Raw genomic sequence first — 24,849 nt, 5'->3', positions numbered from 1 at the left:
GGGAAACGACAACATACAGGACAACCCGCGCAGGAACAATGCTGTAACGCACGGTATCGCTTTGCGCTACCGGGAGTTTACCGGGGCGCGGCTACGCTGCCGGCTGCAACGGCAACGCGATCGCGATGCGGGTACCGCGGTCGTCGCTTGCAACGGTGAAGCTGCCGTCCAGCGCCCGCACCCGCTCGCGCATGCCGGCCACGCCGATACCGCCCTGGCTTGCGGAGGGATCGAAGCCGCTGCCGTCGTCCTCGACGTCGATGTGCAGCATGCCGTTGCGCCGGGCCAGGTGCACGCGGGCGTGGCGCGCGCGCGCATGCTTGACGACGTTCGACAGCGCTTCCTGCACCACGCGGTAGGCGGTGATCGCCACCTCCGGCGCGATGCCGTCGAAGTCCTCGCTGGCGTCGCACGCGAAGCGGCAGTCCGGGTGGCTCGCCTCGTACTGCCGCACCATTTCCTCGACCGCGCCGCGCAGGCCCAGCATGTCCAGCACTTCGGGGCGCAGGCGCCGCACCAGCGCCCGGCCGCTGCTGTACAGGCCGAGCGTGAGCCGGGCGATCGCCTGCGCACGCGTCGCGATGTCCTCGCCCAGCGCCGGCGGCTGCACGTCGCGCGCCAGCGCGGCAATGCGTTGCGACTCCAGCCGCGCGGCGACCAGCACCGCATTGAGTTCGTCGTGGATCTCCAGCGCGATGCTCTGGCGCTCCGCTTCCACGGCGGTGTTCACGCGTCGCAGCAGTTGGCGCTTTTCCGCATCGGCATCGCGCAGCGCCCGCAGCGAGGCCTGCAGCGACGTGTCGAAACCCTGCGACAGCCGGAACGCCAGCGCGGCGCACAGCAGCAGCCCGGCGCACGCCACCAGCAGTTCGACGTGGAAGCGACGCGCCTGCTTCGCCAGCAGGGCCGCCGGCGCCATGCGCACCTGCAGGTAGCCGACCGTTTCAACCGTCATGCCCTGGCGGCTGCCTTCCGGTGCCGGGCCGCCGGGCGCGGGCTGCGGCGTGATCCAGATCAGGCGCTTGACGACCGGGGCTTCGTAGTAGCGCCCTTCCGGCGCACCCGCCGCATGGCCCTGCAGCCGCAGCAACGGACGGCGCTGGCCGTCGAACAGGGCGACCTGCCAGATCGCCTTATCCGATTGCAGGACGTCGCGGACGGTGCGTCGCAGGTCGTCGTAGCGGCCGGAGACGATGGCGTACTCGCTGCTGTCGGCCAGCACGCGCGCCAGCACCTGGCCCCGTTCGGCCAGTTCGGCGCGCGCTTCCTGCTGGCGCGACTGGTAGCTGTACCAGACGAAGGCCAGGCACATCGCCACGACGGGAGCGACGGTGATGACGAGCAGGCGCGTACGCGTGCTCCAGCCCGACCACGGCCGCCAGCGATGCGACAACGCGGGCGCCATGTCAGGGCTGGATCAGGCCATGGCGCACGGCCAGGCGGGTGATATCGGCCGGCCGGTGCACGCCCAGCCGGTCCTTGATGGCCTGGCTGGCATTGCTGATCGTCTTGCTGGACACGTCCAGCCGCTGGGCGATCTCCGCGTTCGTCAGCCCCTCGGCCATCAGCGCGAAGATCGCCAGCGCGCGCTCGTCCAGCAGCGCCTGCGGCGATTCGTCGCCCTTGACCGACAGGCTGGCCAGGCGCTCCGCGATGGCGGGCATGAAATACAGCTCGCCCTGGTATGCGCGACGCACGGCGGCCGCCAGTTCCTCCGGATCGCAATCCTTGGTAATGAAGGCCCGGCCGCCGATGCGGTAGCACTCCTTGACCAGGCTGTCCTGGTCGAATTGGGTCAGGAAAACAATGCGAGCCTGCGGCTCGTCGGCCAGCAGGCGCCGCGCCACGTCCAGGCCCGTCAGCTGCGTGCCGAAACGGATATCCAGTACCAGCACGTCCGGGCGCTCGGCCGCGTACAGCGCCAGCGCTTCCTCCGGCGAACGAGCCTGGGCCACCACGTCGATGTCCGGCCCCGCCAGCGACATCGCAAAGCCACCCATCACGATCGGATGATCGTCCGCGAGCATGACGCGGATGCGCGTCGCCGTCGACTGCTTCATTTTCCACCCCCTGGCAAATTTTTTTCTGATCGGCGGCAGCATAGCATGGCAACCACGCGCAAAGAAATCCCTTCCATTATTGCTACATGATGGAATAGTATACTTCCACTGCCTGGCAATCCAGGCTTCCCGGAGAGCGAAAATGAACTTCAACGAAGCAAAACGGAATCCCACCGGTATCGCCGTCGTCGTGCTGGTCCACGGGGCAGCGGCATTGTTCGCCCTGCATAACAACACGATCTCGCTGAACCAGGTGGTACCACCCGGCATCATCGACGTGCTGGTACCCCCACCCGTGGAGCCGCCCCCGCCGCCCGAGTCCGTGCCGCTGCCGGCGCCATCGAACCCGCCGCCGATCGCCGTGCCGCCGGTCGAGCACTTCGAACCGACGCTGCCGCCACCGCAGTTGACGACACGCTCGACCGACGACGCGGCGCCACCGGCGGTCACGCCGGCGGCGGGCGGCACGGCAGGCCCGGCCGCGGAGCCGGCCGCCCGCCCGGCTCCGGTACGGGTCGCAGCGGTGGTGGACGCCCGGGCCTGCAAGCGGCCCGACTATCCGCGCAATGCGCTGCGCAACGGCGAGACGGGCACCGTCACGCTGGCCCTGCTGATCGGCACGGACGGCAAGGTGGTGGAATCGAAGGTGGAAGGCTCGAGCGGCTCGCGCGAGCTGGATCGGGCGGCGCAGGCCGGATTGTCGCTGTGCCGCTTCCAGCCGGGCACCGTGGATGGCGTGCCGCAGCAATCGTGGACGCGGATGCAGTATGTTTGGAACCTGGACGAGTAGCGCCGCGCCGCAGCTTATCGGCCGGACCGCAAGCGACGCTCCAGTTCCTGCGCGGCCGGGGGATCGGCAAACAGCCGCTCCAGGGTCCAGCCCTGCCGGTCCAGCAAGTACGCGACCTTCAGGTGATGCCCCCGATACAGCCCGCTCCGGCGGCGGTCCAGTTCCGGGGCGCCGGCCAGGAACGCGGCATGATTGGCCGCGTAATCGACGTCGCCGGCCTTGCCCACGTAGTCCGCGTACCCCTCCAGCAGCCACTCGGGGTAGCGCAACATGACGGTGCGACCGAAGCGGCGCGACACGTCGCTATGCGTCAGCTCGTGCGCGATGAAGTACGACAGGGGGCGCTGGGCGGCATCGGCGATGGGGCCAGGGCCGGGCGTACGCCAGCGCCGCGTGACGTCGCCCAGCACCGGCGCCATCGTCGGCGGAACAGCGCGATGCCGCGGTGCCGGGCATTCTGATGGGTAGCGTGGACATGGCGGTCGCGGTTCGTGACAATGTGAGAAAAATATCAGTGCCGGCTTATCGATGGCTTAATCGGCATGGCCGCCGCTCCGTCCCGGCCGCGCGCGGCATTGCCCCATAACGCGCGACCGTCGTCCCCACCACCACGCCCGCTGCATCGGCCCCGTAGTCGATCGCCGGCCGAGGCAACAATAGTTTATTTCCAGCAATCAATAAATTGCACACTCGACAGTGCCGTTTTCCCCTATCATTCCATAGTTAACATTATTGACATATTGCGAATCGCGCACCCTGAATTGTATGTCCCTGAAGCTTTCCTTCCGCCAGCTGCTGCTGGGCGCCTTCCTGCTGATCGCCGTGCTGCTGGGCGCCACCTCGGTGCAGGCACTGCTGACGCTGGAACGTCTCGCTGCGCAGAGCCGCGAGATCAGCAACGACGCCATCGTGCTGACGGCCAGCGCCCAGCAGCTGGCCGAGCGCAGCGTGGCCATGGAGCGCAGCGCGCGCCAGTTCCTCGTGCTGGACGATGCGGCTTTCCGGGAACGCTTTGCCGAGGCCTGGCGCGATGCATTGGCGGCGCTGGACGTCATTGCCGGCGCCCTGCCCGGCGCCGAGCCGACCGCGTTTGCCGACTGGCGCCGCAACGGCCAGGCGGCATGGCAGGCGCTGGAGATGCCGCGCGAACGCCGCAATGCCCGCCAGCTGCGCCTGGACGCGGCGCTGGCCCAGTTACCGGCCATCAATGACGAACTGGCCGAGCGGGTCAAGGAGGAAGTGGACCGCCGCAACGCGGCCATCCTGGCCGAGCTGGACGAGCGTCGCACCATCCTGAAAGGCCAGGTGGCCGCCTCGATCGGCCTGGCCGCCGTGCTGGCGCTGGCGTTCGGCCTGTGGCTGGCGCGCCCTTTGCGCCAGATCGAGAAGGCGATCTCGCGGCTGGGCGGCAACCGCTACGACATGCCCATTGCCGTGTACGGTCCGGCCGACCTGCGCCGGCTCGGCCGCCACCTGGACTGGTTGCGCCAGCGCCTGGCGCACCTGGAAGCGGACAAGTCGCGCTTCCTGCGCCATATCTCCCATGAGCTGAAGACGCCGCTGGCTGCACTGGTGGAAGGCGTGGCGCTGCTGGAAGACGAAGTGGCCGGCCCGCTCAGCCCCAACCAGCGCGAAATCGCCCGCATATTGCGGCAAAACACCGGCTCGCTGCAGACACAAATCGAAGACCTGCTGCGTTACAATGCTGCCAATTTCGAGGCCCAGACCATGCGGCGCGATCCCACCGACATGGTGGAATTGCTTGAACGCATCGTCGACAGCCAGCGCCTGCAATGGCAGGCCCGCGGGCTGACGGTGGATGTCGCCGGCAAGGCGCCGCCCATCGCCGTCGATGCCGACAAGCTGGGCATCGCGATCAGCAACCTGCTGTCCAACGCCGTGCGCTTCAGTCCGGAAGGGGGCACGATCCACTTCACGCTGAACGTGGCACCGGCTTCGCGCGGCAAGCTGCTGCAGCTGGACTGTATCGACCAGGGCCCTGGCGTGGCCCCGCAGGACGCCGAGCGCGTCTTCGAGCCCTTCTACCAGGGCGAACGCCAACCGCCGGGCGCCCGCCGCGGCAACGGTATCGGCCTGTCGATCGTGCGCGAGTATGTCAGCGTGCACGGCGGCAGCCTGCAACTCATGCCCTCGTCGCAGGGGGCTCATTTCCGTATCGAACTGCCCTATGACTAAATTGACTACGCGCCTGCTGGCGTGCCTGCCGCTGGCGTTGCTGCTGCAAGGCTGTGCGCAGAAGCCGCTCGCGTCGCTGCACTATCCGCTGACACCCCGGGTCGCGCCGCTGCCGGTGACGGTGGCGCCCGTCGCGCCGCCCGATGAAGTATCGCCGCTGCTGGCCTATCACCAATCGCTGCGTCGCATGACGCAGGGCGAGCTGCTGAAGGAATTGTCCGGCATCACGCTGCAGCAGCGTACGCCCAAGATCACCTTGCAGACCGGCATGATCCTGATGCTGACGCGCGGCGGCGGCGACCTGGTCCGTGCCCAGTCGATCTTCGACAGCGTGGCCAACGCCTCGGAACCGGAAGCCGGCGGCCTGAAGCCCTTGGCGCAATTGCTGTCGAGTCACTGTGCCGAGGCGCGCCGCCTGGCCGACAGCGTCGATCGCCTGACTGTCCAGCTGCGCGAGACGCAGCGCAAGTCCGACCAGCTCAGCGATACACTGGAAGCGCTGAAGGCCATCGAACGCGGCCTGCCGGTGCGGCCCACGAGCGGCGCGTCCGCGGGAGGCCGCTGATGCCGACCGGAGCCCACCTGCTGCTGGTCGACGACGACCCTGACCTGCTGCGCCTGCTCTCGATGCGCCTGACGGCGAACGGCTATCGCGTGACCGGCGTCGGCAGTGCCGAGGCCGCGCTGGCCCGCATCTCCATCGAGCTGCCCGCGCTCGTCATCAGCGACATCCGCCTGCCCGAACGCGACGGCATGGCGCTGTTCCAGCAGATCCGCAGCCAGTACCCGGCCCTGCCCGTGATCCTGCTGACGGCGCACGGCACGATACCCGATGCGGTCGAGGCCACGTCGCTGGGCGCCTATGCCTACCTGACCAAGCCATTCGACGCCAAGGTACTGCTCGAACGCATCGAGCAGGCGCTGTCGCTGACGGCCCCGTCGGCCGTGCGCACGACGGGCGACGACATCTGGCGCAGCGAGATCATCAGCCGCAGCCAGTCGATGGCCGAGCTGCTGGCCGAGGCGCGGCTGGTGGCCGCGTCCGACGCGAGCGTGCTGATCCGCGGAGAAAGCGGCACCGGCAAGGAATTGCTGGCGCGCGCGATCCACCGGGCCAGCCGCCGCGCCAAGGCGCCGTTCATCGCCGTCAACTGCGGCGCGATTCCCGAGCAGTTGCTCGAATCCGAGCTGTTCGGCCACGTCAAGGGAGCCTTCACGGGTGCCGTCGCCAGCCGCGAAGGCCTGGTGCAGGCGGCGGACGGCGGCACCCTTTTCCTGGACGAGATCGGCGACATGCCGTTGCTGTTGCAGGTCAAGCTGCTGCGCGTGCTGCAGGAACGCGTCGTGCGCCAGCTGGGTTCGGATGCGGGCCGGCCGGTGGACGTGCGCATCCTGTCGGCCACCCACCGCGACCTGGATGCCGCGATGCTGGAGGGCCAGTTCCGCGAGGACTTGTATTACCGCCTGAACGTCATCACGCTGACATTGCCGCCGCTGGCGCAGCGCCGCGAGGACATTGGCCTGCTGGCCACGCAATTCCTGCAGATGCTGGCGACCAAGTACCAGAAGACCGTCAACGGCTTTGCGCCCGATGCGCTGGAGGCCCTGACGCGGGCTTCCTGGCCCGGCAACGTGCGCCAGTTGTACAACGTCGTCGAGCACGTCTGCGCGCTGGCGACGGCCCCGCTGGTACCACTGTCGCTTGTGCAACGCGCCCTGCGCGTGCCCACGCTGGAGGTGCTCAGCTACACGGAAGCGAAGCAGCGTTTCGAGCGCAATTACCTCGTGCAATTGCTGAAACTCACTGATGGCAACGTTTCCGACGCAGCCCGGCTGGCCGAGCGCAACCGTACGGAGTTCTACCGGCTGCTGCAGAAGTACGACCTCAACGCCAGCCAGTTCCGCGGCGACCCGGCGCCTGTCGCTGTCGAACGACAAGAATAAACATATACAAATCAATAGTTTAGCAATGCAGGGTCGGATACTGTCGCCATCAGGCGACAAATCCGGCCCTTTTTCATTGCTTGATCACAAGTAAATCTTGTCTTATTTTCCAAGCCCTTGATTTCAAAGGGTATTGACGACCTGGCACGGCAATTGCTCATACCCTGTCAACGTCACACGGCGTTCCTTTAAATTGAAATTGGAGAGTAACCATGACGAATTCGAAACTGATCGCTTCCCTGCTGACCGCCGCATCGCTGAGCGTAGCTTCCGTAGCTTTCGCCGCCGAGCCGCAGCAGGACGCAGCCATGGCAGGTGCGGCCGCCGCTTCGGGCGACACCGCACTGACCGCCAAGGTGAAGGCTGCGTTGGCTGACCAGAAACAGATCGGCGTGACGAGCCAGCAAGGCGTTGTCGTACTGACTGGCACCGTTGCCAGCACCGACGAAGGCACGAAGGCCATCCAGGCGGCTTCTTCCGTTGAAGGCGTGAAGGAAGTCAAGAGCGAACTGACCGTCGCTGCGAAGTAAGCAGGCTGACGTAACGATCCCCCGGCAGTCTCAGGGAGCCGAGACTGCTGTAGTAGTACCCGTAGTAGCGTAGTACCGCAGTAGAAGTAGCATCTGAGAGTAGCAGTAGTACCTCCCCTTCCCGCGGGTGGCACGCAAGTGCCATCCGCGCTTTTTTTTGGCGCTGTGCCCCGGTCCCAATGAAGTAGCTGTCCGGCATCCTGCCTGCCATCAAATGACGATGAGAAACAGCGCCGCGCGCAGCAACTGCTGCGGCGTCGGCACCCGGCCGGCATCGAGCGCATAGCGCCAACCCAGGTAATTGGGCAGGTATTTGCTGGCCACGCCATTGAAGCGCCGCAGCCAGCTCTTGAAGCGGCCGTGGTAGCTGTTGACGGTCTGGACGTGCAGCACGTCGTCCACCACGCGCACCCCGGCCGCCACGTTCACGGCGCGGTGCTCGACTCGGGCCGCCTTGGCAAACGTCTTGTAGGCAAGCGCGCCATCGGTGACCAACAACATCCCGGGCGCCAGCACGGGCGGCAGGCGTTCCTGCAGCTGCTGTGCCGTTACCGGCCCGCGTCCCGTGACGAAGTCGCTGGCTTTGCCGCTCCGGTCGCACGCGACCAGGATGCAGTCATGGTCTTTGCCGGGACCACAGTGGCTGGCCGTGCCGCCCCGTCGGCGCGCCGGCCGCGTCAGCTTGCGCGAACCCTTCTGCGATTCCAGCAGGTAGGTCTCGTCCGCCTCGACGATGCCTGCCAACGGCAGCGCCCGTGCGTCCTTGGCCATCGTCAGGAAGCGGTGGCGCCAGCGAAAGCTGGTGTTGCGGTGGATGCCGATGGCCTGGGCGGCGCCGCGCACCGTCATCGAGTTCAGCCTGCACTGCAGGAATGGCAGCCATTTCTCGCGCAGGCGGATGAAGGCCAGCGGCGTGCCCGTGAGCGCGTTGAAGCTGGCGCCGCACTGGCGGCAGCGATAGCGTTGCAGGCCGTAGAAGACGCCATGGCGGTACAGGCGTTCGCCTTGGCAGTGCGGACAGCAGCGCGTCCTGGTGCCGCGCGCCTCGATGATCGCCAGGCAGTCGGCCAGTGACGTACAACGGTCGAAGGTGTCGCGCAGTTCGTGCACTTGCTTGCCGGTCAGTTGCACCAGCCATTGCCTTACCTGCGCTTGCAATGTCTGAAATTGCTGCGAGTCCATCGCTCCTCCCGTTTGGTTCAGCTAACTGATGGGTAGGACCGCTGGTGCGCTCAAAAGTTCATTGTGATCGGGGCACAGCGCCATTTTTTTGGGCAAACACCCCATGGGGTTGCTATCGCCTGCATCCCAAGGTAGCTTGTCGGACATGCCAACCGGGGGAACCATGCACCAGCCGCACCGTCACGAATTCGACCGCCGCATGCACCGCGTGCTGGAGCATATCGACCGTCACCTGGACCGTCAGATCGGCCTGGCGGAACTGGCCGACGTCGCGCACTTCTCCACTTTCCACTTCCACCGCATGTTTTCCGCCTGGATGGGGGAGACGGTCGCCGATTACGTGCGGCGACGACGCGTGGAAACGGCCGCCTCGCGCCTGGCGAGCCAGCCCGACGTGAGCGTGCTGCAGGCGGCACTGGCTGCCGGCTTCGGTTCGGCCGAGGCATTCACCCGGGCATTCAAGCTGCGGTTCGGCGTCGCGCCCACGGCCTGGCGCCGCGCGCAGCAAGACAGCAAGATCGGTCAGGCGGACCGCAAGCCCGGTCAGGCATCCCACGACGCCTCCGGGCACGATGAGCCTTCCAACCACAGCAAGGAGTCCATCATGATCGAGGCAAGCATCGTCGAAAGAAATCCCGTCTCCGTCGCTTACCTGCGCAAGACCGGCCCGTACGGCCCGGAACTGGGCCGCTTCTGGGGCGAGACCGTGTACCCGTGGATGGCGACCAATAACCTGCTGGGTCTGCCGCGCTATGGCATCTGCCTGGACGACCCGACCGTCACGGCGCCGGAACAATGCCGCTATGACGCGGCGGTCGAAGTTCCACCCGACCGGATGCTGTCGGGGAATCCGATGCATACCGTGATTCCGGGCGGCCGCTATGCCGTGCACAAGTTCCGCGGTCCCGTCGAAGAGGTCCCCGGTGCCTGGCTGGCCTTGACGCGCGACTGGCTGCCAGCCAGCGGCCTGCAGCTCGACGCGCGCCCCTTCGTCGAGCACTACCCGCCCGATGCGATGTATGACCCGGCGACGGGCGTGTTCGAGGCGGAGCTGTGCATGCCGGTGACTTCCCTGTAGCGGGGCCTGCCTGCTACACTCGCAGGTCACCATTCATCGCACCGCCCCCACGTGTCTTCACGCCTGCTCGCAGCACCGCCGCCATTTGCATGGGGCATCGTCGCAACCGCCGCGTTCTGTGGCGCCGGGGCGGCCACGCCCCTGCTCGGTGTGCTGTCTTGCGCGGCCGTGGCCGCACTGGGCGGCTACCGGCGCGATGCGTGTACCGCCGCGTTCTGGGCGGGCCTGCTGGTCGGGCTGGCGATAACGTTCGCCATCGCCGTGCTGACCACGGACCTGTATTCGGCAATGCTGGGAGCGGTATTGCTGGGACTTGCCATGCACGCGACGGGCATGGCAAGTTATACGCTGGCCAGCTGGGCGTGGTGCTGGCGGTACCGGCGGGCAGGCGGCTGAGCCTGCTTCGCCTCACCTCAGAAGAACTCGTCCAGCAGCCGGTAGAACGCGGCCCGCGTCGGATCGAAGGCGATCGGACCGGGTGCGAAGTAGCGCGCCAGGAATGGCCCGACCCACGTGTCGCCCAGCTCCCCGGCGATGTCGCGCACGGCCAGCGCCAGGTCCTGGTGGCGGTCGGCCACGCCCAGCCGGCCGCAATCGATGAAGCCCGTGAATTGGCCGTCCTGCGCCAGCACATTCGGCAGGCAGGCGTCGCCGTGGGTGACGACGAGGTCCTCGTGCGCCGGCCGGCATGCCTGCAGCAATCCCGCCAGCTCCGACGCGCCGCGGCCGGCGTTGTCGTCATCGAAGTCGTCCTCGTCCACCAGGCCGGCGCCCAGGCGGGCCAGCGCGCGCTCCACGCGGATCTCGGCACGGTGGTCGAACGGACAGGCGCGCGGGTCCAGCGCGTGCAGCCGGCGCAGCGCATCCGCCATCACGGCGACGGCCTGGGCCGGCTCGACGGTCGTCGGGTTGGCGCCCGGGACGGCCCCCAGCAGCAACCAGTCCGCGCCCGCGGTCGTGGCCGTGTCCAGCACGGGCGCGCATGGTACGCCGGCCTGGGCCAGCCAGCGCAGGCGCGCCGCCTCGTCCCGCAGTTCGGCCAATGGCCCGGCAGGTGCCGTCTTGATGAAGTGGATCGGGGTCGCGCCGCCCGGGGGCGTGACGCGCAGCACGGCGGCATCCGAGCAGCCATCCGGCTCGGGCACGATGGCGTGCCCTTGCAGTTGCTCGCGCCAGGATGGCGGCAGCGTGGTGAGGGGATCGGTCATGCCGTCTCTCGCTGACAGGAACCAAAGGGGACGGGACCGATCAGCCGGTCGGCGACCGACAGACCGGTGCCCGTCCCCGGCGTGGCTCAACTCAGGTTTTCGAGCCGGATCTTGGTGACGCTGCCCAGTACCGTCGGCAGGCCTTCCATGCGCGCGATCGCGTCCAGCACCTTCTTCTCCTGCGTCTGGTGCGTCAGCATGATGATGTCGGCCTGGGTCTCGCCTTCGGCTGGCTCCTTCTGCATCATCGCGTCGATCGAGATGGCGCTGTCGGCCAGGATGCGGGTCAGGTCCGCCAGCACGCCCGGCTGGTCCGTCACGCGCATGCGCAGGTAATAGCTGGTCGTCACCTCCGCCATCGGCAGGATCGCGATGTCGGCCAGTTCGCCCGGCTGGAACGCGAGGTGCGGCACGCGGTGCTCCGGATCGGCCGTGGCCAGGCGCGTGATGTCGACCAGGTCGGCGATGACCGCCGATGCCGTCGGCTCCGCGCCCGCGCCTTTACCGTAGTACAGCGTGGCGCCGATCGCGTCGCCCTGTACCAGCACGGCGTTCATCGCGCCTTCGACGTTGGCGATCAGGCGCTTGGCCGGAATCAGCGTCGGGTGCACGCGCAGCTCGATGCCCTCGGCGCCATTGACCTTGGCGCGCTTGGCGATGCCCAGCAGCTTGATGCGGTAGCCCAGCTGCTCGGCGTAGCGGATATCGATCGCTTCCAGTTTGGTGATGCCTTCCACGTGCGCCTTCGAGAACTGCACGGGGATGCCGAACGCGATGGCGGACATGATGGTGGCCTTGTGCGCCGCGTCGATCCCTTCGATGTCGAAGGTCGGATCGGCTTCGGCATAGCCCAGGGCCTGCGCCTGCTTCAGTACGGTGTCGAAATCGAGTCCCTTGTCGCGCATCTCGGACAGGATGAAGTTGGTGGTGCCGTTGATGATCCCGGCCAGCCATTCGATGCGGTTGGCCGTCAGGCCTTCGCGCAGCGCCTTGATGATGGGGATGCCGCCGGCAACCGCCGCCTCGAACGCCACCATCACGCCTTTTTCCTGGGCGGCCTTGAAGATCTCGTTGCCATGCACCGCCAGCAGCGCCTTGTTGGCGGTGACGACGTGCTTGCCGTTGGCGATTGCCTGCAGCACCAGTTCGCGTGCGGTGTCGTAGCCGCCGATCAGTTCGACGACGATGTCGATCGACGGGTCGTTGACGATGTCGAACGGATCGTTCACGACGGTGACGGCGCCGCCCGTGCGTGCCTTGGCCCGCTCCGTGTTGCGGGCCGAGACGGCCACCACTTCGATGCCGCGGCCGGCGCGGCGGCGGATCTCTTCCTGGTTACGTTTCAGGACGTCGAAAGTGCCGCCGCCCACGTTGCCAACGCCCAGCAAACCTATTCTTATCGATTTCATGTCTGTGCTTCTGATGCGGCGCCGGTATATGCTGCCGGCGCCCGGTTGATCGGTCAGCCCCGGCCGTGTCGGCGGCGGTAGCCCTCGAGGAAGCGTGCGATGCGTCCGAAGGCTTCCGTCATGTCGTCGGTATTGGGCAGGAACACGACACGGAAGTGATCCGGCGCGATCCAGTTGAAGCCCGTCCCCTGGACGATCAGGACCTTGGTTTCGGCCAGCAGGTCGTAGGCGAACTGCTGGTCATCCGCGATCGGATAGATCTTCGGATCGAGGCGGGGGAACATGTACAGTGCCGCCTTCGGTTTGACCACGCTGATGCCGGGGATGTCCGTCAGCAGCTGGTAGGCGAGGTCACGCTGCTTGAGCAGACGCCCGCCGGGGCTCACCAGGTCATGGATGCTCTGGTAGCCGCCGAGCGCAGTCTGGATGGCAAACTGGCCCGGCGCATTGGCGCACAGGCGCATCGAGGCCAGCATGTTGAGCCCCTCGATGTAGTCCTTTGCGTGTCGCTTCTCGCCCGACAGCACCATCCAGCCGGCACGATAGCCGCAGGCGCGGTAGTTCTTCGACAGGCCGTTGAAGGTGACGACCAGCAGGTCGTCGCACAGCGCGGCGATCGACGTGTGCACGACACCGTCGTACAGCACCTTGTCGTAGATCTCGTCGGCATAGATGATCAGGCCGAATTCGCGTGCCAGGCCGATAATCTGCAGCAGCACCTCGTCCGGATACAGCGCGCCGGTCGGATTGTTCGGATTGATGACGACGATCGCCTTGGTGTTGGGCGTGATCTTGCGGCGCATGTCGTCGATGTCGGGGTACCAGTCCTGCTGCTCGTCGCAGATGTAGTGGACGGGACGCCCGCCGGACAGGCTGACGGCCGCGGTCCACAGCGGATAGTCCGGCGCCGGCACCAGCACTTCGTCGCCGTTGTTCAGGAGCGCGTTCATCGCCATCACGATCAGCTCGGAGGCGCCGTTGCCCAGGTAGATATCGTCGATCGTCACGCCTGCGATGTTCTTTTCCTGGGTATAGTGCATCACCGCCTTGCGCGGCGCGAACATGCCCTTCGAATCCGTGTAGCCGGCCGCGTTGGGCAGCTGGATCTTCATGTCCTGCACGATCTCGTCGGGCGGATCGAAGCCGAAGACGGCCAGGTTGCCGATATTGAGCTTGGTGATCTTGTGGCCCTCTTCCTCCATCTGGCGTGCCTTTTCCGGCACGGGACCACGGATTTCATAGCAAACTTCGGCCAGCTTGTTCGATTTCTGAATCGGTCGCAAAATCAATCCTTCATGCGTGCAGCGCGGCAGGCGGAGCCGTTGCCATCGTTTATGCTGCATTGCGAAAATACCCATTCTGCCGAAGTCGCCTGATTTAAGCAACCTCTCAGCCGGCCCCGCCCGGTAAACCCGACGACAGGCGTTACAATAGTGCCCGTTTGAGACCAGATGCGAGCCTTTTCATGAAGCTTCACGCCAGCAACACCAAGCAGTACCAGACGGTGACGGGCTATTTCCCGGGCGGTGTCGAGATCAATGCCCAGCCTTTCGACTACAGCCTGATGATGCTGCCGGAGACGCCGCCGCGCCCGTGGCCCGTCTTGGCCTTCGAGCAGCTGACCGTCGAGCATTTCGAGCAGTTGCTGGCCGAGCAGCCGGACGTCGTGATCCTCGGCACCGGCGAGCGCCAGCGTTTCGTCCACCCGCGCCTGTCGGCGCCATTGACGTCGCGCCATATCGGCGTCGACTGCATGGACACCAATGCCGCCTGCCGTACCTACAATATCCTGATGGGCGAAGGCCGCAAGGTACTGCTCGCCCTGATTATCGAAAAATGATCCGCAAGATGATGCCGGTCTTGAAACGGCGCCGTCCGCAGCCATCTGCGGAGGCGCCGTCGCCGGCATCGCACCATACCGCTCTCCAGGAGAACCTCAGTGGCCGATAGCCCAACCTCTTCCCCTCTGGCCGATTTTTCGGCCGCCATGACCGGCGGCCAGACCTTCACGCTGTCGGGCCGCCCCGCCAGGCATACCGTGCTGTACTTCTACCCGAAGGACAATACGCCCGGCTGCACGACCGAAAGCCTGGCCTTTCGCGACCTGCACGAGCAGTTCCGTGCTGCCGGCGCCGAAGTGTACGGCATCAGCCGCGACTCGCTGCGCTCGCACGAGGGCTTCAAGGCCAAGCTGGAGCTGCCGTTCGAATTGATCTCCGACCCGGACGAAGCGGTGTGCCAGGCGTTCGGCGTCATGAAGATGAAGAAGATGTACGGCAAGGAAGTGCGGGGCGTGGAGCGCAGCACGTTTGTCATTGACGCTGACGGCCGATTGGTGAAAGAATGGCGTGGCGTAAAGGTGCCCGGGCACGTGGACGAAGTGCTGGAATTTGTCGTGCGCCGCTGAGCCCCCGCGCGCGAGTACACTGGGGGTACGGTCCCCGCCGCGGCGCCTGGCGCCGGCGGGACCGCGAACCTTCGCGAACCATGGATACCGCCAGAACTTGAGTCGACAGCCTACTTCCCTCCCCAACTGTCCGGCAGAGCGCCGGCCCGCGCTGTTACCTGTGCCTGCCCCTGCATTGTCCAACCCTGCAACCCTGCAGTCTTATCTCCGTTTGCTGTCCTGTTTCCGTTATTACCTGCTGTCCCGTATTCCTGCTTTTTTCCCGGCATCCGCAATTCCGACCGACCATATCCGCCATGGCGCAGTCCTCCCATGGCGGCACCTTTTTTAAGATGAGATCCTGATGCCACTGCCAAAACTGCCTACCAAGCCAGCCACGCTGCTGCTGGCCAAAGACTACCCGAAGGCGAGCGGAGCGAATCCGGTCCCTTTCCCCGAACATGAAGCCGACGCCGCGCCGAAGAAATCGACGCGCGCCAAATCCGTCGAGCTGTTCGAACCTGTCGCGCCACCCATGATGGCCGACATCCCGACGCCTGCGCCGGCCGCGAAGAAGACCGCCCGCAAAGGCGCCGCCAAGGCGGCCCCGGTGGCCGCCGCACCTGCCCTGCCGACGCCGCCGGCCGTCGTCGAAGAGGCCGTAAAGGCCAAGGTCGAGACCGAGGTCAAGACCGAGGTCAAGGCCAAGGCGCCGCGCGCCAAGGTCACGCCGGTCAAGGCCGAGGCGCCCCATCCGGCCCACCACAAGGCCAAGGAAGTCGTCATCAAGTCGTCCACCAGCCGCCATGCCGACCAGATCGGCGGCACCAAGCTGTTCGTGCTGGACACGAACGTGCTGATGCACGATCCGACGTCCCTGTTCCGCTTCGAGGAGCACGACGTGTTCCTGCCGATGATGACGCTGGAGGAACTGGACAACCACAAGAAAGGCATGTCCGAGGTCGCCCGCAATGCGCGCCAGGTCTCGCGCACGCTGGACGCACTGGTCGCCAACACGGACGACGACGCCATTGAACAGGGCATCCCGCTGTCCAAGCTGGGCAACAAGGACGCCAAGGGCCGCCTGTTCTTCCAGACCCGCCTGCAGATCGCCGACCTGCCGGAAGGCCTGCCGCAGGGTAAGGCCGACAACCAGATCCTGGCCGTCGTCCGTTCGCTCGAAGCGGAGCAGGCAGGCCGCGCCGTCGTGCTGGTGTCGAAGGACATCAACATGCGCATCAAGGCGCGCGCCCTCGGCCTGCCCGCCGAGGACTACTTCAACGACCACGTGCTGGAAGACACGGACCTGCTGTACTCGGGCATCGTGCAGCTGCCGGACGACTTCTGGAACAAGCACGGCAAGGACATGGAGTCCTGGCAGGAGAACAAGAACGGCTACAGCTACACGTACTACCGCGTGACCGGCCCGTTCGTGCCTTCGCTGCTGGTGAACCAGTTCGTCTACCTGGAACCGAACAACGGCGAGGCGTCGTTCTACGGCCAGGTCAAGCAGTTGAACGGCAAGACGGCCGTCATCAAGGTGCTGCGTGACTACAGCCACAACAAGAACAACGTGTGGGGCGTCACGGCGCGCAACCGCGAGCAGAACTTCGCGCTGAACCTGCTGATGGACCCGGAATGCGATTTCGTCACGCTGCTGGGCCAGGCAGGTACCGGCAAGACGCTGCTGGCGCTGGCCTCCGGCCTGGCGCAGGTGCTGGAGACGAAGCTGTACAACGAGATCATCGTCACCCGCGTCACGGTGCCGGTGGGCGAGGACATCGGCTTCCTGCCGGGTACCGAGGAAGAGAAGATGAGCCCATGGATGGGCGCTTTCGACGACAACCTGGAAGTGCTGAACAAGTCCGACAACGACGCCGGCGAATGGGGCCGCGCGGCGACGCAGGACCTGATCCGTTCGCGCATCAAGATCAAGTCGCTCAACTTCATGCGCGGCCGCACGTTCGTCAACAAGTTCCTGATCATCGACGAGGCGCAGAACCTGACGCCGAAGCAGATCAAGACGCTGGTGACGCGCGCCGGTCCAGGCACCAAGATCCTCTGCCTGGGCAATATCGCGCAGATCGACACGCCCTACCTGACGGAAGGCTCGAGCGGCCTGACGTACGTGGTGGACCGCTTCAAGGGCTGGTCGCACAGCGGCCACGTCACGCTGGCACGCGGCGAACGCTCGCGCCTGGCCGATCACGCGAGCGACGTGCTGTAACGCTTCGTTCGATCGAATGGAAAACCCGCCTCCCGGCGGGTTTTTTTTGGACCGCGCTCCCCGCGCCCTGTCGCACAAGCTATCGCGTGTGCCCGAAGCGTGCGGCCAAAGGATGCCCGTCGCGCAACTGCAGCAGATCCCACTGATTGCCATACAGATCGGCAAAGACGGCCACGTGGCCGTAGTCCTCTTCCTTCGGCTCGCGCACGAAACGCACGCCCTGCGAACGCAGGCGTTCGACGTCGCGCCAGAAGTCATCCGTATTGAGGAACAGGAAGACCCGGCCGCCGGCCTGGTTGCCGACAAACGCCAGTTGTTCCGGCTTCGATGCCCGCGCCAGCAGGATCGTCGTCCCAGTGCCGCCGGGCGGCGCCACGACGACCCAGCGTTTGTCCTGCGCCGGCTGGTAGGTGTCGTCCAGCAGCTCGAACCCCAGCGTGTTGACGTAGAAATCGATCGCCTCGTCGTAGTCCCGCACGACCAATGCGATATGCACAATCGACTGTTTCACCGTCTGTCTCCCGTTCGCTTGACCTTCCCCCGGTGGGAAGGATTACAGTACGCCCATCGACAACGAAAGGAGTATCCCATGTACGAACTGCAAGTGGAAAACATGAGCTGCGGCCACTGCGTGGCCAGCGTGACGAAGGCCGTCCAGGCGGTCGACGGCGCCGCCCGGGTGGACGTGGACCTGGCGGGCAAGCAGGTCAAGGTGGCGTCGTCGGCCCCGCTGGATGCCGTCAAGGCGGCCATTGCGGAGGCTGGGTATCCGGTGACGGCGGCCCGTTGAGCCAGGGACTGCGATGGGTTGGGGTCTGTCCCTCCTGGGACTGACCCCGAAGTTTCGCAAAGCTGACACAAACTTCAAGGTCAGTCCCCGCAGGGGACAGACCCTCAACCTCAAACCTGTTCGTCCAGCTCGATGTAGTGCCGGAAGATGCCGTCCTCGTTGAACGGAATGCGCCGCTTCGACTTCAGGTAGGCCGCGATGCGCGGCCGCGCCGCCACCATGTCGTGCAGCGCGATCAGGCGCGGCCATTGCGGCTGCAGGCGCGCCATCGTGTTCGGGAACGCATAGCGCAGGCCGGCGACGAGCTGGAACAGCGACAGGTCCACGTACGTCAGCTTCGTGCTGGCGGCGTAGCCGCCGCTGCCCGCATTGTTGTCCAGCACCCGTTCGAAATAGCCGAGGAACTTGGGGATGCGCTGGGAGCGGAAATCCTTCGCGCGCGCGCTGGCTTCCTTCTTCTGGTCTTCGTAGTAGCTGTTGACGGAGATCGGGTGGTGCACGTCGTGCGCCTCGGCGACGATGTCGGCGATCGTCAGCTGCAGCTGGTTGCACCACAGCCGCGCAGTCAGGGAGCGTGGCGCCAGGCCGTGGCGCGCGCCCAGGAACTGCAGGATGTTGGTGGTCTGGCCGATCAGCAGCTCGCCCGCGCGCAGCACGGGTGGCGCGAACGGGGCGTGCAGCTCCAGTTCGCGATCGAGCACCCGTTCGATGGGTCCCATGCCCTCGCGGCCGCGCGCCACGTCCTCGTACGGCACGCCCGCCTCTTCCAGCGCCAGCCGGACGAACTCGCCACGGCCCTGGATCGTCGGCCAGTAATACAGGATATAGCGTTCCGATACGGGTTCCACACGACCTCCGGTTGCGATTGAAGGGAGCGCCGATTGTAGCCCGGCCGCGCACGCCGCGCCGCGAGCTACGACAGGGCGACGCTATAATCGCCCGACACCCCCAACGAGATCCTTCATGCCGCCCGTCCCGCCGCTCGAACTGCACACCATCGTCCTGATCGCCGCCGCCGGCCTGTTTGCCGGCACCCAGAACGCCCTGGCGGGGGGCGGCTCGTTCATCACCTTCCCCGCCCTGCTGCTGGCCGGGCTGAACCCGCTGGCCGCCAACATGACATCGACGATCGCCATGTTCCCCAGCCAGGCCACGTCCGCGATCGCGGGTCGCAAGCTGGTCGACGACGTGGGCCCGCTGACGTTCCGTCAGATGTTCGTCATCAGCGTGATCGGCGGCGTGCTCGGCGCGATCCTGCTGCGCATCACGCCGCCCACGTTCTTCGAGCGGCTGGTGCCGTGGCTGGTGCTGTTCGCCACGTCGATGTTTGCCTGGGGCGCGTTTCGCAAACAGCCGCTGCATGCGGCTTCGTCGATGCCGCGCTGGGCGCTGGTCCTCACCCAGGCTGCCATCTCGATCTACGGCGGCTATTTCGGCGGCGGCATCGGCTTCCTGATGCTGGCCGCGCTGACGATCGCCGGCCAGCAGATCCGCGCCGCGACGGCCACCAAGAACATGCTGGCGATGGCGATGAACGCGGCGGCCACGCTGGTTTTCGCGTTCTCCAGCCTGATCAGCTGGCCCGCCGCGCTGGCACTGTGCGCCGGCGGCATCGGCGGCGGCCTGCTGGGCGCCTGGCTGATCCACCGCCTGCCGCCCCGCATCATGCGCATCTTCGTCGTCGCCGTGGGCATCGCGCTGACGATCTACATGTTCGTGCGCTGATCAGAACGCGCGCCGCAGCGTGACCCGCGCCGTGCGCGGCTCGCCCGGGTGGAAGTGGATGTCCTGCACGCCGCCGGCCGTCTCGCCCGGCAGGCGCGAGGCATAGTAATACTCGATGTCGTTGACCCGGCGGTCGAACAGGTTGAACACGTCGATCCCCAGGTGCCAGTCGCGGCCGATGCGGTAGCCGGCCCGCAGGTAGGCAAGCGCCGTGGACGAGGAGCGCACGCTGTCGTCCTCCACCAGTGGGCGCGGGCCGAAGTAGCGCAGCTGGAACGCGCCGGACCAGCGCCCGGCCGGGCCGACGTCGTTGACGGTCGCACCGAACGATGCCACCTTTTCCACCGCTCCCGGCACGTACGCGCCGGCCGGGTCGTCGCCCAGGTAGCGCGCCCGCGAATACGCCAGGTCCAGGTCGAACAGCAGCCAGGGCGCGGCGATGACGTGGTTGTTCCATTCGATGCCGCGGCGCCTGCTGGCCCGGCTGGCCGAGGTGTCGCCGGCGTCGCCCGAGAACACCAGCTCGGAACCGGAGCGCAAGCGCCACAGCGCCAGCGAACTTTGCAGCCCCTTCACGATCTCGCTGCGCATGCCGATCTCGGACCCGCGTGTCTTGACCAGCGGCGTGACGGGATCGACAGCCGTCAGCTCGCGCGGCGCCACGTGCGCCGTCGTGCCGCGCGCATCGTTGCTGTGGAAGCCCGCGCCGTGGTTGACGAAGAATTCCGTCGCGTTCCAGGGTCCCAGCACCAGCGACAACTTGGGCGACGCGACATGGTCGGTGGCCTTGCCGCTGTTGGCGGCGAGGGAGCTGTCCACGTCGAAGCGGTAGCGGTCGTAGCGCAGGCCGGCGATGGAGCGCAGCCATGGGGTCCACTGCAACGTATGCTGCAGCCACAGCGCCGCGCTGGCTTGGTCCACGCGCGAGCGCGCGTAGGTGCGCAGCAGTTGCTGGTTTGCCGTCGCGGCCAGTACCAGCGGCGCGATATGGTCGAAGCGGCCCTGCACGCCGACGGTGGTACTGCTGGCGCGTTCGCCCAGGCGGCCATGCCACGTATGGCTGGCATCGAACCCCGTCATCGTGCGACGCTCCCGCTGCAGGAACTGGTCGCCCAGCGCCGGGTCGTCGAGGAACCACGTGAAGTTGTTGTACAAGGTCAGGTCGGAGCGCACGACGTAGGCATTGGCCTGCCACGCCGTGGCCGCGCCGCGCCGCTTCCATTGTGCCGACAGGCTGTAGCGAGACGTGTGGCCCGCGTCGCTGGGGTCCTGGGTGCCGAATACGTCCAGCTGGCCCCCTTGCACGGCGCGCAGCGGGATCTGGCTGGTGGCGCGCCAGCCGGCGCGGTAGCCCATCGCCGTCACGCTGAACCGGTCGGCGCCGCTGGCGGCACTGTAGCGCAGCACGCCGGACCATTTGTGGAACGCCTCCGGGACCTGCCACGGTCCGTCGTTGTGCGCCAGTTCCAGCGCGTACAGCAGGTTGCCGCCCGCCTGAGGCGCGGTGCCGGCCACCAGCGCGCGGCGGTACTGGTGCGCACCGACGGTCAGCCCGGCCATGCCGACGAGCCGGTCGGCCAGTTCCATGCGCGCCGCCCCGGCCGAGGCGAAGTCGCCTTCCTCGGCGTAGTACGGCCCTTTCTTGTAGCCGATGCGCCCCACCAGTTCGGGGATCAGGAAATTCAGGTCCGTGTAGCCCTGGCCGTGCGCGTGCGTGCGCATGTTGACGGGCATACCGTCCACGTAGGTGGCGAAATCCGTGCCGTGGTCGAGGTTGAAACCGCGCAGGAAGTACTGGTTGGCCTTGCCGTCGCCGCTGTGCTGCGTGACGATCACGCCTGGCACGAATTCGAGCAGCTCGCCCGGGCGCAGCGCCGGCCGGCTGGCGATCAGGTCGGCCGTGACCGTGCCCTGGCTGGCGGCATCGGACGTCCCGACGCCATTGTCGTAATGGCCCAGTACCTTGATGACGGGTGTGTCGGCAACGGCCTCCTGGGCCGCGGCGTGTGACAGGAAAGCGGCAGGCAGCGCGGCCGCGACGATATGGCGCGCGAGTGCGCCAGGCTTGCGACGGCACGCAATGTGCGCGTCGGCAGACAGGATGAACATGGATGTCCCGGATGAATGGCAACCGCGCCCACCTCCCCGTGGGTCTGGTTGAACAGAGCGCGGCCAGCCGCGCTCCACCTGTCTGGCCGGTATCCGGGCTGGCAAGTCCGGCCCTCCTACCTTCCCATCCGAAGACAGTGGTTGCGTGGAGGTCCTGCCGTCGTTCGACGACGCTTGCTTACCGTTGCGGGGGCAGCACACCCTGGCATGACGCCATGTGTTTCCCGTTTAACTGCGCACGTGGACACGCGCGCGGGCACCAAACGGGGCGGATTATACGTTGCTGCCGAGGGTTTGCAAGATCGGGCAGTCGGGCCGGTCGTCGCCATGGCAGCAGTCGGCCAGCGTCGCCAGCGTGTCGCGCATCTCCGTCAGTTCGCGGATGCGCTCCTCCAGCTCCGTCACGTGCGCCAGCGCGACGCGCTTGACATCCGCACTGGCGCGGCCGTCGTCGCGCCACAACGACAGCAGTTCGGCGATGCGTTCGAGCGAGAAGCCCAGCTTGCGCGCGCGGCGGATGAAGCGCAGCACGTGCAGTTCGCGCTCGCCGTAGACCCGGTAGCCGCTGTCGGTGCGGGCAGCCGCCGGCAGCAGGCCGATGCTCTCGTAATAGCGGATCATCTTGGCAGTGATGCCCGAAGCGGCGGCGGCCTGGCCGATGTTCATGGCTGCCCTCCCTGCGCGCCGCGCGGACGCCAGCGCCGCAGCAGCAGCGCGTTGCCGATCACGGACACGGAACTGAGCGCCATCGCCGCTCCGGCGACGACGGGGTTGAGCAGGCCCAGCGCCGCCAGCGGAATGCCGGCCAGGTTGTAGACGAAGGCCCAGAACAGGTTCTGGCGGATCTTGCCGAACGTGCGCCGGGAGATGTCGATGGCGTCGGCCACCAATGCCGGATCGCCCCGCATCAGCGTGATGCCGGCCGCGTGCATCGCCACGTCCGTGCCCGTCGACATCGCGATGCCGACGTCGGCCGCGGCCAGCGCGGGCGCATCGTTGATGCCGTCGCCCACCATCGCCACCATGCCGGCCTGGCCGCGCAGCGCGCCGATGGCCGCCGTCTTGTCGGCCGGGAGCAGGTTGGCCTGCACGCTGCCGATGCCCACGGCCTGCCCCACCGCCCGTGCGCTGCCGGCATTGTCGCCGGTCAGCATGACGGTGGCGATGGCGTCCGCGTGCAGCCGTTCGACTGCCAGGCGCGCGCTGGGCTTGGGGGGATCGGTAAAGGCCAGCAGGCCAAGCAGTGTGCGGCTGCCGGCATCGGCCAGCCACGAGATCGTATGGCCGCTCTCCTCCAGCATGCGGGCCGCGTCGGCCAGGGCGCCCGGCGCGATGCCACGCTCGGCCAGCAGGCGCGAGCTGCCGAGAACGAGTTCGCGCCCCTCGACCACGGCCGCCAGGCCCCGTCCCGGCAGGGCCGTGATGGCCTGCGCGACCGGCACCGCGACCTTGCGCGCCTGCGCCGCCTCGGTGACGGCGCGCGCCAGCGCATGCTCGCTGCCGCGCTGGATCGCGGCGGCCAGCGCCAGCAGCGTCGTCTCGTCGCCGCCCGCCGGTGCGCGCAATGCGGCCAGCACGGGCCGGCCCTGCGTCAGCGTGCCGGTCTTGTCGAAGACGACGGTGGTGACCCGGTGTGCCAGCTCGAGCGCATGGGCGTCCTTGATCAGGATGCCGTGGCGGGCGGCCACGCCGGTGCCGGCCATGATTGCAGCGGGGGTGGCCAAACCCAGCGCGCACGGGCAGGCGATGACCAGCACGGCCACCGCGTTGATGACCGCCGCCTCGGCGCCCGCGCCGGCCAGCAGCCAGCCGGCCAGGGTCAGCGCGGCCAGCACCACGACGACAGGCACGAACACGGCACTGACCTGGTCGACCAGGTGCTGCACGGGCGCCTTGGCCGCCTGCGCATCCTCGACCAGCCGGATGATGCGGGCCAGCGTGCTTTCGGCGCCCACCGCTGTCGTGCGCACCAGCAGCAGCCCGTCGCCGTTGATGGCGCCGCCCGTCACGCGCTCGCCCGCATGGCGCGGCACCGGCAGGCTTTCGCCCGTGATCAGGGCTTCGTCCACCTGGCTGGCGCCTTCGACGATCTCGCCATCGACGGCGATGCGCTCGCCCGGACGCACCACGACCACGTCGCCCGGCTGCACCGCCGCGATGGGCACGTCGGCATCGGTGACGCTGCCGTCCGGCGCCGTGCGGCGCACGCGCGCGGACTCCGGCCGCAGCTGCTGCAATGCGCGGATCGCGGCCGTGGTCTCGCGCTTGGCGCGGGTCTCCAGCCATTTGCCCAGCAGGACCAGCGTGATGACGACTGCCGACGCCTCGAAGTACAGGTGCAGGTCATGGCCGGCTGGCCGGGTCAGCAGCAGGTAGACCGACAGGCCGTAGGCGGCACTGGTCCCCAGCGCTACCAGCAGGTCCATGTTGCCGGCGCGGGCCCGCAGCGCCAGCCAGCCGGCGCGGTAGAAACGCGCGCCGAACAGGAACTGGACGGGCGTGGCCAGCAGCCATTGCAGCCAGCCGGGCAGCATTGCCGCATGGGTCATGCCGGCCAGTGCGGCCACCATCGGCAGCACCAACGGCAGCGACAGCAGTGCGGAAAGCAGCACGGGCATGCCGGCGTTGTCGCCGCGCAGCCAGGCCGCTATGCCCGGTCGCGCCGCGGGCGGGACGGCCGCCTGTGCCGCCGCGCGTACCGACGCGTTGTAGCCGGCCTGCTCCACCGCGGCCACCAGCATGGCGGGATCGAGCGGTCCCGCCGACTCGACGCGGGCCGTTTCGGTGGCGAGGTTGACGGTGGCGCCGGTCACGCCGGGCACGGCCCGCAGGGCTTTCTCGACGCGGCCGGCGCACGACGCGCACGTCATGCCGCCGACGGCCAGGTCCAGCGCGGCGGCCGGTACCAACTGCAGCGGTTCGGCTTCGTAGCCGGCGGCTGCAACGGCCGCGCGCAGCGCCTCGGCCGACGCCGGACCGGCAACGCGCGCCGTCTCCGTGGCCAGGTTGACGCTGGCGTCGGTCACGCCGGGCACGGCCCGCAGCGCTTTTTCGACGCGGCCGACGCAGGATGCGCAGCTCATGCCGGCGATGCGCAGGTCCTGGCTGGCCGTGACGGTGGATGGGGTAATGGTTGCGGTCATGGGACACTCCTTTGACAGGTTGCTGTCATCGTCAAGTATCCCACGATGGGAAGGTCAAGGGAATTTTGCGCA

Annotated in this window: 24 protein-coding genes and 1 riboswitch; of the genes, 12 read left to right on the top strand and 12 right to left on the bottom strand. The window is 67.3% G+C overall.

Annotated elements, in window-relative coordinates; translation table 11 throughout:
* Positions 1-91: 91 nt before the first annotated feature.
* Both PX653_RS01220 and PX653_RS01215 read right to left on the bottom strand, forming a co-directional pair.
* Entirely contained in the window at positions 92-1,405 is a 1,314-nt protein-coding gene (locus PX653_RS01220; protein WP_277416144.1) for a sensor histidine kinase, read from the bottom strand.
* A gap of 1 nt (position 1,406) precedes the next feature.
* A complete protein-coding gene (locus tag PX653_RS01215; protein ID WP_277416143.1) occupies positions 1,407-2,060 on the bottom strand; it encodes a response regulator transcription factor in 654 nt (217 codons plus the stop codon).
* A gap of 142 nt (positions 2,061-2,202) precedes the next feature.
* Between PX653_RS01215 and PX653_RS01210 the strand changes: the two genes are divergently transcribed.
* The gene (locus tag PX653_RS01210; RefSeq protein ID WP_277416142.1) at positions 2,203-2,850 is read left to right on the top strand and encodes an energy transducer TonB; all 648 of its coding nucleotides are present in this window, start codon (positions 2,203-2,205) and stop codon (positions 2,848-2,850) included.
* Positions 2,851-2,864: 14 nt separating this feature from the next.
* Here the strand turns inward: PX653_RS01210 and PX653_RS01205 are convergent, their stop codons facing one another.
* Positions 2,865-3,269 carry a hypothetical protein gene (locus PX653_RS01205; protein ID WP_277416141.1) on the bottom strand — a complete coding sequence of 135 codons (405 nt, stop codon included), beginning with the start codon at positions 3,267-3,269 and terminating at the stop codon, positions 2,865-2,867.
* A gap of 346 nt (positions 3,270-3,615) precedes the next feature.
* Here PX653_RS01205 and PX653_RS01200 point away from each other — a divergent pair, with 346 nt between their 5' ends.
* The 4 genes from PX653_RS01200 (at position 3,616) to PX653_RS01185 (ending at position 7,520) form a co-directional block, all read left to right on the top strand.
* On the top strand, positions 3,616-5,046 hold the full coding sequence (locus PX653_RS01200; RefSeq protein WP_277416140.1) for a HAMP domain-containing sensor histidine kinase: 1,431 nt from the start codon (positions 3,616-3,618) through the stop codon (positions 5,044-5,046).
* Positions 5,039-5,611: a hypothetical protein gene (locus PX653_RS01195; RefSeq protein WP_277416139.1), complete on the top strand. Its 573-nt coding sequence runs from the start codon at positions 5,039-5,041 to the stop codon at positions 5,609-5,611. The genes PX653_RS01200 and PX653_RS01195 overlap by 8 nt, the downstream gene beginning before the upstream one ends.
* Positions 5,611-6,990: a sigma 54-interacting transcriptional regulator gene (locus PX653_RS01190; RefSeq protein ID WP_277416138.1), complete on the top strand. Its 1,380-nt coding sequence runs from the start codon at positions 5,611-5,613 to the stop codon at positions 6,988-6,990. The genes PX653_RS01195 and PX653_RS01190 overlap by 1 nt, the downstream gene beginning before the upstream one ends.
* Positions 6,991-7,202: 212 nt before the next feature.
* Entirely contained in the window at positions 7,203-7,520 is a 318-nt protein-coding gene (locus PX653_RS01185; protein WP_277416137.1) for a BON domain-containing protein, read from the top strand.
* A gap of 210 nt (positions 7,521-7,730) precedes the next feature.
* Here the strand turns inward: PX653_RS01185 and PX653_RS01180 are convergent, their stop codons facing one another.
* Positions 7,731-8,702: an IS1595 family transposase gene (locus PX653_RS01180; RefSeq protein ID WP_277416136.1), complete on the bottom strand. Its 972-nt coding sequence runs from the start codon at positions 8,700-8,702 to the stop codon at positions 7,731-7,733.
* A gap of 163 nt (positions 8,703-8,865) precedes the next feature.
* On the opposite strand from PX653_RS01180, the gene PX653_RS01175 reads away from it, so the two are divergent.
* Both PX653_RS01175 and PX653_RS01170 read left to right on the top strand, forming a co-directional pair.
* Complete coding sequence (locus tag PX653_RS01175; RefSeq protein ID WP_277416135.1) at positions 8,866-9,780, top strand: AraC family transcriptional regulator; 915 nt, start codon at positions 8,866-8,868, stop codon at positions 9,778-9,780.
* A gap of 51 nt (positions 9,781-9,831) precedes the next feature.
* Positions 9,832-10,176: a hypothetical protein gene (locus PX653_RS01170; RefSeq protein ID WP_277416134.1), complete on the top strand. Its 345-nt coding sequence runs from the start codon at positions 9,832-9,834 to the stop codon at positions 10,174-10,176.
* Between the two features lie 17 nt (positions 10,177-10,193).
* Here the strand turns inward: PX653_RS01170 and PX653_RS01165 are convergent, their stop codons facing one another.
* The 3 genes from PX653_RS01165 to PX653_RS01155 all read right to left on the bottom strand — a co-directional run bounded on the left by PX653_RS01165 (position 10,194) and on the right by PX653_RS01155 (position 13,680).
* Entirely contained in the window at positions 10,194-10,988 is a 795-nt protein-coding gene (locus PX653_RS01165; RefSeq protein WP_277416133.1) for an APH(3') family aminoglycoside O-phosphotransferase, read from the bottom strand.
* A gap of 86 nt (positions 10,989-11,074) precedes the next feature.
* Positions 11,075-12,397 (bottom strand): homoserine dehydrogenase, encoded by a 1,323-nt coding sequence (locus PX653_RS01160; protein WP_277416132.1) that lies wholly within the window; start codon positions 12,395-12,397, stop codon positions 11,075-11,077.
* Between the two features lie 53 nt (positions 12,398-12,450).
* A complete protein-coding gene (locus PX653_RS01155; RefSeq protein ID WP_277416131.1) occupies positions 12,451-13,680 on the bottom strand; it encodes a pyridoxal phosphate-dependent aminotransferase in 1,230 nt (409 codons plus the stop codon).
* Between the two features lie 182 nt (positions 13,681-13,862).
* Between PX653_RS01155 and PX653_RS01150 the strand changes: the two genes are divergently transcribed.
* From PX653_RS01150 to PX653_RS01140, 3 genes are all read left to right on the top strand, one after another.
* Positions 13,863-14,237: an Mth938-like domain-containing protein gene (locus PX653_RS01150; RefSeq protein WP_277416130.1), complete on the top strand. Its 375-nt coding sequence runs from the start codon at positions 13,863-13,865 to the stop codon at positions 14,235-14,237.
* Between the two features lie 99 nt (positions 14,238-14,336).
* Positions 14,337-14,804 (top strand): peroxiredoxin, encoded by a 468-nt coding sequence (locus PX653_RS01145; RefSeq protein WP_277416129.1) that lies wholly within the window; start codon positions 14,337-14,339, stop codon positions 14,802-14,804.
* 343 nt (positions 14,805-15,147) lie between these two features.
* The gene (locus PX653_RS01140) at positions 15,148-17,010 is read left to right on the top strand and encodes a PhoH family protein (RefSeq protein WP_277416128.1); all 1,863 of its coding nucleotides are present in this window, start codon (positions 15,148-15,150) and stop codon (positions 17,008-17,010) included.
* A 79-nt stretch (positions 17,011-17,089) separates the two neighbouring features.
* On the opposite strand, the gene PX653_RS01135 is transcribed toward PX653_RS01140, so the two are convergent.
* Positions 17,090-17,521 carry a VOC family protein gene (locus tag PX653_RS01135; protein ID WP_277416127.1) on the bottom strand — a complete coding sequence of 144 codons (432 nt, stop codon included), beginning with the start codon at positions 17,519-17,521 and terminating at the stop codon, positions 17,090-17,092.
* A 78-nt stretch (positions 17,522-17,599) separates the two neighbouring features.
* On the opposite strand from PX653_RS01135, the gene PX653_RS01130 reads away from it, so the two are divergent.
* Positions 17,600-17,800, top strand: a complete 201-nt coding sequence (locus PX653_RS01130) for a heavy-metal-associated domain-containing protein (protein WP_277416126.1) — start codon at positions 17,600-17,602, stop codon at positions 17,798-17,800.
* Positions 17,801-17,910: 110 nt separating this feature from the next.
* Here the strand turns inward: PX653_RS01130 and PX653_RS01125 are convergent, their stop codons facing one another.
* Positions 17,911-18,648 carry a glutathione S-transferase gene (locus PX653_RS01125; protein WP_277416125.1) on the bottom strand — a complete coding sequence of 246 codons (738 nt, stop codon included), beginning with the start codon at positions 18,646-18,648 and terminating at the stop codon, positions 17,911-17,913.
* A gap of 115 nt (positions 18,649-18,763) precedes the next feature.
* Between PX653_RS01125 and PX653_RS01120 the strand changes: the two genes are divergently transcribed.
* Positions 18,764-19,525, top strand: coding sequence for a sulfite exporter TauE/SafE family protein (locus PX653_RS01120; protein ID WP_277416124.1), 762 nt, complete (start codon positions 18,764-18,766; stop codon positions 19,523-19,525).
* On the opposite strand, the gene PX653_RS01115 is transcribed toward PX653_RS01120, so the two are convergent.
* From PX653_RS01115 to PX653_RS01105, 3 genes are all read right to left on the bottom strand, one after another.
* Positions 19,526-21,634 carry a TonB-dependent receptor gene (locus PX653_RS01115; protein ID WP_277416123.1) on the bottom strand — a complete coding sequence of 703 codons (2,109 nt, stop codon included), beginning with the start codon at positions 21,632-21,634 and terminating at the stop codon, positions 19,526-19,528.
* A gap of 67 nt (positions 21,635-21,701) precedes the next feature.
* Positions 21,702-21,913: riboswitch (cobalamin riboswitch) on the bottom strand.
* Positions 21,908-22,300, bottom strand: a complete 393-nt coding sequence (gene cueR, locus PX653_RS01110) for a Cu(I)-responsive transcriptional regulator (RefSeq protein WP_277416122.1) — start codon at positions 22,298-22,300, stop codon at positions 21,908-21,910. It overlaps the preceding riboswitch by 6 nt.
* Entirely contained in the window at positions 22,297-24,777 is a 2,481-nt protein-coding gene (locus PX653_RS01105; RefSeq protein ID WP_277416121.1) for a heavy metal translocating P-type ATPase, read from the bottom strand. Before PX653_RS01105 ends, cueR begins: the two co-directional genes overlap by 4 nt.
* Positions 24,778-24,849 lie beyond the last annotated feature (72 nt).

Source organism: Pseudoduganella chitinolytica, from assembly GCF_029028125.1.
Lineage (GTDB): Bacteria > Pseudomonadota > Gammaproteobacteria > Burkholderiales > Burkholderiaceae_D > Rugamonas > Rugamonas chitinolytica.
This window is presented reverse-complemented; position numbering and strand designations above follow the sequence as displayed.